This window comes from Aquibacillus koreensis, from assembly GCF_025154055.1.
In the GTDB taxonomy this organism is placed as follows: domain Bacteria; phylum Bacillota; class Bacilli; order Bacillales; family Amphibacillaceae; genus Aquibacillus_C; species Aquibacillus_C koreensis.
Window position 1 is genome coordinate 115,451 of record NZ_JAOALK010000007.1, and the last position, 9,874, is coordinate 125,324.

Annotated in this window: 9 protein-coding genes; 4 read left to right on the forward strand and 5 right to left on the reverse strand. The window is 37.5% G+C overall.

The features are described 5' to 3' along the window. Window positions 1–322 precede the first annotated feature (322 nt). From NYQ66_RS01655 to NYQ66_RS01665, 3 genes are all read right to left on the reverse strand, one after another. A complete protein-coding gene (locus tag NYQ66_RS01655; RefSeq protein WP_259866151.1) occupies window positions 323–1,048 on the reverse strand; it encodes a GntR family transcriptional regulator in 726 nt (241 codons plus the stop codon). A 63-nt stretch (window positions 1,049–1,111) separates the two neighbouring features. Then, window positions 1,112–1,966, reverse strand: coding sequence for an SDR family oxidoreductase (locus NYQ66_RS01660; RefSeq protein ID WP_259866153.1), 855 nt, complete (start codon window positions 1,964–1,966; stop codon window positions 1,112–1,114). Window positions 1,967–1,988: 22 nt separating this feature from the next. Next, complete coding sequence (locus tag NYQ66_RS01665) at window positions 1,989–2,402, reverse strand: hypothetical protein (protein WP_259866154.1); 414 nt, start codon at window positions 2,400–2,402, stop codon at window positions 1,989–1,991. 661 nt (window positions 2,403–3,063) lie between these two features. Here NYQ66_RS01665 and NYQ66_RS01670 point away from each other — a divergent pair. Next, window positions 3,064–3,987, forward strand: a complete 924-nt coding sequence (locus NYQ66_RS01670) for a DMT family transporter (RefSeq protein ID WP_259866156.1) — start codon at window positions 3,064–3,066, stop codon at window positions 3,985–3,987. A gap of 13 nt (window positions 3,988–4,000) precedes the next feature. Further along, complete coding sequence (locus NYQ66_RS01675) at window positions 4,001–4,576, forward strand: cysteine dioxygenase (protein WP_311201998.1); 576 nt, start codon at window positions 4,001–4,003, stop codon at window positions 4,574–4,576. Between the two features lie 145 nt (window positions 4,577–4,721). Here the strand turns inward: NYQ66_RS01675 and NYQ66_RS01680 are convergent, their stop codons facing one another. Then, a complete protein-coding gene (locus NYQ66_RS01680) occupies window positions 4,722–5,732 on the reverse strand; it encodes a diacylglycerol/lipid kinase family protein (protein WP_259866160.1) in 1,011 nt (336 codons plus the stop codon). Between the two features lie 239 nt (window positions 5,733–5,971). Between NYQ66_RS01680 and sstT the strand changes: the two genes are divergently transcribed. Both sstT and NYQ66_RS01690 read left to right on the forward strand, forming a co-directional pair. Beyond that, entirely contained in the window at window positions 5,972–7,231 is a 1,260-nt protein-coding gene (gene sstT, locus NYQ66_RS01685; protein ID WP_259866161.1) for a serine/threonine transporter SstT, read from the forward strand. Window positions 7,232–7,397: 166 nt separating this feature from the next. Continuing rightward, window positions 7,398–8,549 (forward strand): AI-2E family transporter, encoded by a 1,152-nt coding sequence (locus tag NYQ66_RS01690; RefSeq protein WP_259866163.1) that lies wholly within the window; start codon window positions 7,398–7,400, stop codon window positions 8,547–8,549. A gap of 92 nt (window positions 8,550–8,641) precedes the next feature. On the opposite strand, the gene NYQ66_RS01695 is transcribed toward NYQ66_RS01690, so the two are convergent. Then, window positions 8,642–9,616: a tRNA dihydrouridine synthase gene (locus NYQ66_RS01695; RefSeq protein ID WP_259866165.1), complete on the reverse strand. Its 975-nt coding sequence runs from the start codon at window positions 9,614–9,616 to the stop codon at window positions 8,642–8,644. Window positions 9,617–9,874 lie beyond the last annotated feature (258 nt).

Consider the following 9,874-nt stretch of genomic DNA (forward strand, 5'->3'; position numbering starts at 1 on the left):
ACTAAATAAATTTACTGGCCTTGCATATAGGTTGGATGTCCTACAAGTATAGATGTAGCGTTTCTCACATTCATTGATTATCCCAACAATGAAGTAAGACGTCCTACAAGTATAATGTATTGTATCCCCTTACATAATGACTACAAATTACACTATAAAGGTGAGACGTCCTACAAGTCAATTACTTTTATTCATTTTTTGTCTTCCATTTGTTGGGCATCATTTTGTGCAAATGCGCTATCCCATTAGTAACAAGGGGTTAAAGGCATACAACAAAAAACTCCTGACAAAATCATTCACCATTTTGTCAGAAGTTCTATTATTAATTCACACGTTTTCTTAACACACTAAAGCTAATTTGATCTGATCTAAAGAAGTTTAACGAATATAATACGGGGCGATCATTTAAATCAAAATGAATTTGTTTTAGAATCAACAGAGGCGTATCTTTTCCACACTTAAGGATATCTGAAATATCCTCATGGTAGCCAATTGTTTTAATATCTGCCTTTGCATAACTAATCGTAATCCCCGCATCTTTTTGCAACGATGTCAGCATGGATTCTTCTTTTAATTTATATCCTTTAACAAGTAAGTCAGCAGGTATCTTATCAATACAATAAACAAGTGGTGAGCCATTTGCAGTCCGCACGCGTTTTACTAACAATACTTGTTCATCTTCTTTTAAGTTTAATTCTTTAATGTCATCACTATGTGGTTCCACGAAGCCAGTAAACAATACTTCTGTTCCAGGAATCTTATCTTCTCTTTCGATCATATCCGTTATGCTAAAAAGTTCTTCAATTCCACCTGAGAATACTGGCATTTTATTCACAAAAGTACCGACACCATGTTTTCTTACAATGATATTCTCTTCTTCTAATATTCGAAGTGCTTCTCTTAGCGTGTTTCTTGATACACGAAGTTGCTTGGCGAAATCAGTCTCTGAAGGTAAACGCTCACCTTGTTCTAGTTCACCATCTGTTATCTTTGCTTTGATCTGGTCAATGACAATTAGATATCTCGGAGTTTGATAGTTGTATTCCATAAGCCGGTCCCCCTCATATGAGGTTATTTTACATGTATATTTATATCCTTACAAGTTGTGACATTATTTATCCGTAGCTAAACCTGTCATTTCCTCACTTAATGCCCAGAGCTTTTTGGCTAAATCCTTATCATGCGATTTTTTTGATGATGTAACAGGCTTTTTTCGGTAAAAATACTTGCCAGTTACGTCGCGCACATCTGGTGAAGTTGCAAGATAAATGGCTGTTTGTGCGCCTTCCTCAGCAGTTTGGAAAAAAGGTTTTAACAAGCGTGTGATTAGCGTACCAAAACCGGTTTCTCTGTTGACTCCCATATGCGTTGCAACCGCCCCAGGATGCAAACAGTTCACTGTAACGCCAGTTCCGTGTAACCGATCGGCTAGTTCGTATGTAAACAAAATGTTTGCAAGCTTCGATTGCCCGTAAGCCCGCCAAACTCGGTAATTATTCGTGAGGTTCACATCATCAAAATAAATTTTTCCAATCTTATGTGCCCCTGATGATACGTTGACAATTCTTGAAGGTGCACTAGCACGAAGCAAATCTAGCAACAAATTCGTTAACAAGAAATGCCCTAAATGATTCACACCAAATTGCAATTCAAAACCATCCTTCGTTTCATGTCTCCCAGGAAGGACAACCCCTGCATTGTTTACTAACATGTCTAAGCGTTGGAATCTTTGTTTAAATTGTGCACAAAAATCTCGAATACTTTGTAAAGAGCCTAGATCACATAACATCAAGTGCACATGATTACTACCACTTTTTGCTTGGACCTCTTTTCGTGCTTCGTCTCCTCGTGATTGGTCTCGACAAACCATTACAACCGTTGCGCCAGTCTTTGCCAATTCAATTGAAGTTGCTTTTCCCATTCCCGAATTTGCACCTGTAATTATTGCAACGTGACCCTCGCTCATCATGCTCTCTCCCTTCAGGCTATTATTCAGATAATAACATCTCTCGTAACGCTTGTGTCGCCTTTTCCGTGGTAAGATATGTTTCACCCTCACCTACCACATAACTTAGCGTACTTGGTTCGCCCTCTTCACCTAACCATAGGTGGATTGGATGTGACGGATAACCTTCTTCATAGAGAACCATTAGATCATAATCTGGATCTTCGCCTTCTACATCTATTTGTTTCATAACTGCTGTTTCAATTGCATCTTGAAATGTTTGAATAGATTTATCATCTTTAAAAACTTCCAGTATATCGGTATTAACGTCCCCAACTCCATTTGATTCAGAAACTTCAACCTTGCCGATCTTTTCATCTAACAAGACCATTGTTTCAACCTCTGTCTGACAAGCAGTCAACACCATTAATACACCAATAGTAAATATCCACTTCATTCTATACTTTCACTCTCTTCCGTTTATAAGTGCATGATTAAATATATTTAGATTATTATACCATTTGGATCAGGATCTTTTTTTAATTATTGATATCTTTCATTTGTCAGACTTGAGGAAAAATGTGACGTAACGCTAGTTTATTCTAAAGCTTAGGTTCCCTTTTGAGAGCTTCTAGTATGATTTGGGGCATCATAACTGACATTGGATTCCCTTTTTAGCACCTCCTACTTGATTTGGGGCATCATAACTAACATTGGATTCCCTTTTTAGCGCCTCCTACTTGATTTGGGGCATCATAACTAACATTAGATTCCCTTTTTAGCACCTCCTACTTGATTTGAGGCATCATAACCGACATTAGATTCCATTTTTAGCGCCTCCTTCATGATTTCGGGCATCATAACCGACATTAGATTCCATTTTTAGCGCCTCCTACTTGATTTGGGGCATCACAACCGACATTCTGTTTGAATAGTTGGTTACTGCACATCCCCTTTTGCGTAAATTCTCCAAATACACTATGGATTATCAAGTCCACTCTTAAAAAGGCACCAATAGTAATCCGTATTTTTTCACAAAAAGAGGATGAAGACTCATCTTACACAAGGACAAGCATAAGATAGATTGATAACCTCTACGCTGAAAGGAATGCTCGTCCATGACTCCATTACGATTAAAAATAACAGCGTCTCTATATGCAACAATGGCCGTTAGCTTTTGGGGCGTCTCATTTGTATCGATGAAAGCAGTGTTAGAGAAGCTGGACCCTTTTTCATTGCTTGTGTTACGTTTTGGCATCGGCTCCCTATTTCTTTTGTCACTTTTACTTGTGAAGCGCGTTCGTTTGCGGATCTCCTTCACGTATATTCCGCAACTTATTGTATTAGGAATTCTTGGAGTATTTGTTCACCAACTTCTACAAGCTACCGCATTGTTAACGATTAATGCCTCATCTGCTGGATGGTTGATTTCATTTTCTCCTATCTTCACGGTCATCCTATCTATGTTGTTTTTGCATGAGAAAATGAGTTTTAGAAAAGCAATTGGGATGGTCTTAGCAATTACAGGTGTTTTACTCGTTACAGCTACTAGAAATGGTTCATCCATTGATTTTGCTATGAATATAGGATTCTTCCTTATTATTTTGAGTACGCTGAATTGGGCAATTTATTCTGTACTATTAAAAAAATTAGCCATTCCATATCCTGCTCTACTGGTAACATTTTATATGAGTCTACTAGGCTTTTTGCTAACCACACCATTTATTATTAGAAATAAAGGATGGGAATTACTACCGACACTTAATTATGTAGAATGGTCCCACCTAGTTTTCCTTGGCGTGTTTGTCTCAGGGGTCGGCTATTGGTATTGGGGCAAATCCTTAGAAGTGTTAGAGGCATCGAAAGTATCCACATTTATCTACTTGGAACCGATTGCCACATTTATTGCAGCTATTCTTATTTTGCATGAGCAAATTTTTCTTATCAGCATAACAGGAGGAATCATCATTATCATAGGAGTAATTATCGTGAACGGCCAACTCGTACCGTTACTTTTTAACTTTATGAGAAAAAAATCCTAATAGGAGGCGAATAATGATGGAATTACGTCGTGAAGCACAGGATGTATTAGATGCATTACACGAACCATCGAAAGCAGAGCTAAAAGAGGCACTGACGCAACTAGCATTAACCAAGGATGATTTTGCAAACTTACCAAAATCCACCGATGGTAAACCGTATTTTAGGCAGCTTGTCTACCAAAATGAGCAAGTAGAATTGTTGGTGATGAATTGGTCCGGACTTGCGTGCGCTCCACATGATCATGGACATTCCAAAGGTTGGATTCAAGTCTTATCAGGTACAACCCTTAACTCTGTTTATGAAGTAAAAGAAAACAGTTTACCTACCGAATTATTTGAGGAATTCCACCATAAAGGGAAGCTTTTTTATGCCCCTACAAAAGGAGTTCATAAAATTAAATCTGCTGGTGCTGAAAATTTGTTAACACTTCACCTTTATTCACCACCAATTAGGGACATGATTGTTTATGACTTAGATAAGTGTGCTGCTTGTATTGTTTCAGACGATTGCGGCGCATGGTGGCCAGAGGAACAGCGTCAGAGATTAAAAGAAATTCGGTTTAAAGAGGATGGATCACTTTCTTCTTAAAAATAAAAGCAGGGCAAATTCTCATTGCCCTGCTACTTCTGCAACTCCATTTAACTGGAGTGCTTAAGCGTTTATCTTAATTTAAAAGGGGGGGAAATACCTATATAAAGTATATTCCCAATAAATCTGCACTTAAACATCTTTATTATTTTGTTCCATATACAACTCTTGCTTCTGCGTCTTTTTTTACTCGACAAGATTTACATTTGCCTGTTTGTCCATCCGCTTGTACATGCATCGACTCTCCAGATTCAATTGAAAATGACGTGGCATATAGGACCTTCACTTCCTTGAATCTAACATGTTTGCCAAAGTAAACAGTTATAAATAATAACGGGATTTTCCACCTAGCCAGATCTTGAATGACTAAGATCGGTAACAGATTAGGTCTAATTTGAGCACCTGGTATGATCTTCATCCCTCCACCATAGAATGGATGATTCATAATCGTAACCATTAATACATTTTCAAGCCTTTTTTTATCCCCATCTAATTCTATTTCGACAGTCATTGGTTTAAATCTAAACACCACTTGCAATAAAGCAATCACATAAGTAAGCGAACCTATACGCCACTTGTTGAGCCATCTTTTATAGCTTGAGCAGTTCGCCCGTTCTGTAACTTCTGCATCAAAACCAAAACTGATACTGTTTACAAATAGCCTCTTAAGTCGCTCTTGCTTTCCATCAGTCCAATAAAAACCTGACCAATATTTTTTTTCGCTTCGTTGGTTAACTACTTTTCTAAATATTTCTATCGGTTCTCCATGAACACCATATCCTCTAGCAAAATCATTGCCGGACCCAGCAGGAATGCAGGTAATCGGAATCTGCCGAAAGTTTTTCAGTCCATTCACCACTTCATGAACCGTTCCATCCCCTCCAACCACAATAAAACAACTAATTTGTTCCGAATACAAGCTTGCTATTTGCTCCGCCAACTTCTCTGCATGGCCTGGATATTCCGTTATATAATTCCTACATTTCTCTTGCTTATAAAGAGGATGCTTTTTTAACGCATCAAATATATCCGCTGCTCGCCCACGACCGGCGCGTTTATTAATAATAAAAATGTACATGCCTTCACCTACTTTACGTATGATCTGATTAGCTGTTATTACATATATGTCTATGGGTGAATTGCAAGAATAAGTCATGTATGCCACCTAATTCTATTTGTCTATTATAACGTAAAAATATCTCTTACCCTATTTATCGGAAGAAGATTATAATTGCTTATTTTTTATTAAATCTTTCCGAATTTTTTTAATAATCTATTTAATCAGTAATTATAATAATTTGTGATAGAATACACATGTACACGTTAGGCGCACAGTTGTCCTTACTACGTAAAATTATAATGCAATTTTACTTAAAAAAAAACGGAGGCAAGATCATGAAAAACTTATTTCGTAAATGGAATCAGATTAGCCTAGTAAAGCGAATAGTAGTCGGTATTATTATTGGTGTATTGCTAGCTTTAACCATTCCTGATGGAGCGGCGTGGATCAGTATTTTTGGTTCTTTATTTGTAGGTGCATTAAAGGCAGTTGCACCAATACTCGTGTTGTTTTTGGTTATGTCAGCCATTTCCATGCATAAACGCGGCCAACAAACGAACATGAAGTCCATTCTTGTTCTTTATGGTATTAGTACATTCTCAGCAGGGTTAATTGCAGTTTTAGCTAGTTTTATATTTCCTGTCAATTTATCGCTCGTCTCTGGAGCAGAGGGCTTAACACCACCTAGTGGCATTCTTGAGGTACTAGAAACATTGCTATTTAATATTGTCGATAATCCAGTAAATGCGCTTCTAAATGCCAATTATATCGGCATACTTACTTGGGCAGTATTACTTGGAATTGCATTAAGACATGCGAACGACAGTACAAAGAATGCGATAGAAAACTTTTCAAATGCAATCTCGCAATTGGTTAAATGGGTTATTAATCTAGCTCCAATTGGGATTATGGGACTTGTGTTTGATGCAATCGTAACAAATGGACTTTCATCCTTATTAGATTACGGTAAATTACTAGCTATTTTACTAGGTTGTATGTTTTTTATTGCACTTGTGGGGAATCCACTCATTGTTTTTCTTGCTATAAGAAAGAACCCATATCCACTTGTGTTTAGAGCGTTAAGAGAAAGTGGTATTACCGCCTTTTTCACACGTAGTTCAGCCGCAAACATACCGGTAAATATTAGCTTATGTGAAAAGTTAGACTTAGATAAAGATACGTACTCCGTATCGATTCCATTAGGCGCTACGATCAATATGTCAGGTGCAGCTGTAACCGTCTCTGTGTTAACACTTGCGGCCGTGCACACACTAGGAATTGAAGTGGACTTTTGGACGGCTCTTATTCTTAGCGTTTTAGCTGCAGTGTCCGCAGCAGGTGCATCCGGTGTCCCTGGTGGATCACTGCTTCTCATTCCTTTAGCAGCTAGTTTATTTGGAATTTCAAATGATGTTGCGATGCAGGTTGTAGCAGTTGGTCTTATTGTTAGTGTTTTACAAGATTCTTGTGAAACAGCACTGAATTCTTCTTCTGATGTTATCTTCACTGCAACAGCAGAGTATCGTAAAAAGCTTAAAGAAGGAAAAGAAATTACTATCAATCCTAAGGATCAGGTTTCAAAGAAAGTTGTTTAGTATTCTTATCTCATCCCCAGAAGTTGTTTTTTTCAACTTGAGCTAGGGGATTTTTTATTCGTGCAGTCTACTTATTACATTGGTTTATATATTTAGCGTTTTTCTTCCCAACACTATGGGTACATAATAAAATATGGTACATTACCTTTAAAGGGGGTTGTCTTTGATGGAAGAACAAAACAGATTCTTAAAATTAATTGGCGGTAAAAATGTATTTTACATATTAGCATTTTTTATCTTAATTGGCATTACCATATTTATTTATACGAAGATCTCTTTTATCTTTTATCCACTGCAGGTAATTCTATCTACCATTGCACCTCCAGTGATTTTAGCTTTCATCGCTTACTATCTATTAAATCCAATTGTAGACTTGCTCGAACGATTTCGGATTAAAAGAATTTGGGGAGTCATCATTCTTATTCTCGGTATTAGTGGTGCGTTAACTGGAATTATCTTGTTAACTGCTCCAGCTATTGAAGCGCAGATAAAAGATTTAGTTCAATCTTTTCCTGACTACCTTAAGCAGCTTGGGGATACGATGACAAAATGGGTCCAGAATTCTTTCCTTGGTCCTTATTATGATGATGGTTATAACTGGGTCATGGAACGATTAGGAGAATTACCACAATTAATTGGAACCTATATTTCTAATGGTTTTCAAGGGGTTCAAAATATTGCTAGTACGATTACAAATACAATTGTATCGATTGTAACCTTTCCATTTATTTTGTTTTTCTTATTAAAGGACGGGAAAAGGTTTCAACGCTTTACTATTAAACTATTTCCACCAAAGTTTAGAGATGATACGAAACAAATCTTAAATAATATCGATACGCAAGTTGGTTCTTACATCCAAGGTCAGATTATTGTCGCATCCGTAATTGGTATTCTATTGTTTATTGGTTACTTGATCATAGGGCTCGATTATGCATTCACTTTAGCCATTGTTGCAGCAGTGACAAGTGTTGTTCCTTATCTTGGACCAACTATTGCTATTATTCCAGCAGCGATCATCGCAATCGTCAACTCTCCATTTATGTTGCTTAAGCTAGCAATCGTATGGATCGCAGTCCAATTTCTAGAAGGTAATTTCGTATCTCCAAACATCATGGGGAGAACGATGCAAATTCACCCACTCACCATCATCCTTGTTTTATTAATTGCAGGGAATTTATTTGGTGTTGTCGGTGTCATCCTTGGTATTCCAGGCTATGCAATTGTAAAAGTGATTGGAGCATACCTTTTCTATAAGTTTAAGAAACGATATAACAAGTATTACGGGGAAGATCGTGGATATTATGAAATGGAAGAGTAATATAAAAAAGAGAGGGTTGGACATTTTTGTCCTCCTCTCTTTTCTGTTGTTAATTTGAAAGTAAGAGCAATCAAGCTTCCCTACCTGTCTCCTCATTCAATCACATTTACTTTACTAAAATCATCAAGCAATGTGCGAACTTCATCTGTCGACTCTGTGCTCATCAATTGTTGTCTTAATTCACTTGCACCTCTAAAACCACGAACATAAATCTTAAAAAATCGACGAAGTGCTTTAAATGGACGTGTTTCCAGATCCTTTGAATACTGGTCATAGAGTTCAAGATGCAATCTTAAAAGATCTAGCAATTCCTTACTACTATGCTCTTTCTTCTCTTTTTCAAAGGCAAATGGGTTGGTAAAAATACCACGCCCAATCATAACTCCATCCACACCATACTTTTCAACAAGCTCCAGGCCAGTTTGACGGTCAGGAATATCGCCATTGATCGTTAGAAGTGTATTAGGTGCTACTTCATCACGAAGTTTTTTAATCTCCGGAATAAGTTCCCAATGCGCATCGACATTACTCATTTCCTTTTTTGTACGCAAATGAATAGATAAGTTAACGATGTCTTGTTTCAATAAGTGTGTAAGCCAGTCGCGCCATTCCTCTACATAAGTGTAACCAAGCCTTGTCTTCACACTTACAGGCAATCCACCTGCTTTGGCTGCTTGTATAAGCTCAGCCGCACGTTCAGGAAAACGGATCAGTCCACTTCCCTTCCCATTACCCGCTACATTTTGAACCGGACAACCCATATTGATATCGATACCGCGAAAACCTTCTTTCGCCATACCAATACTCATTTGTCGGAATAATTCAGGTTTATCCCCCCAAATATGAGCGACAATTGGTTGTTCATCTTCTGTATAAGTTAAACGTCCACGAACACTTTGATGCCCATCTGGATGGCAATAACTTTCCGTGTTAGTAAACTCTGTAAAAAACACATCAGGTCTTCCTGCTGCGCTTACTACATGACGAAAAACAACGTCTGTCACATCTTCCATTGGTGCTAATATAAAAAACGGTCGTGGTAAATCACGCCAGAAATTATCTTTCATCTTACATTCCAATCCTTTCATGATCGGGGCATCAGGACAACACCTTGATCTGACCCCAAAAATAAAAAGTAAAGATACCTTTACTCCCTATACACTTATACCATGCTTTAGTACTTTTTATCAAACTAAAGAAAATTTTGATTATTATACTCTGACTTCTCCTCGGGGCAAGCCCACGTGGGTTCTACATACTGTTTCTCTCTATTCGTACATGTAGCAGCTATGTTTAGAGTACAAAAACTACACTTTGGATATAGG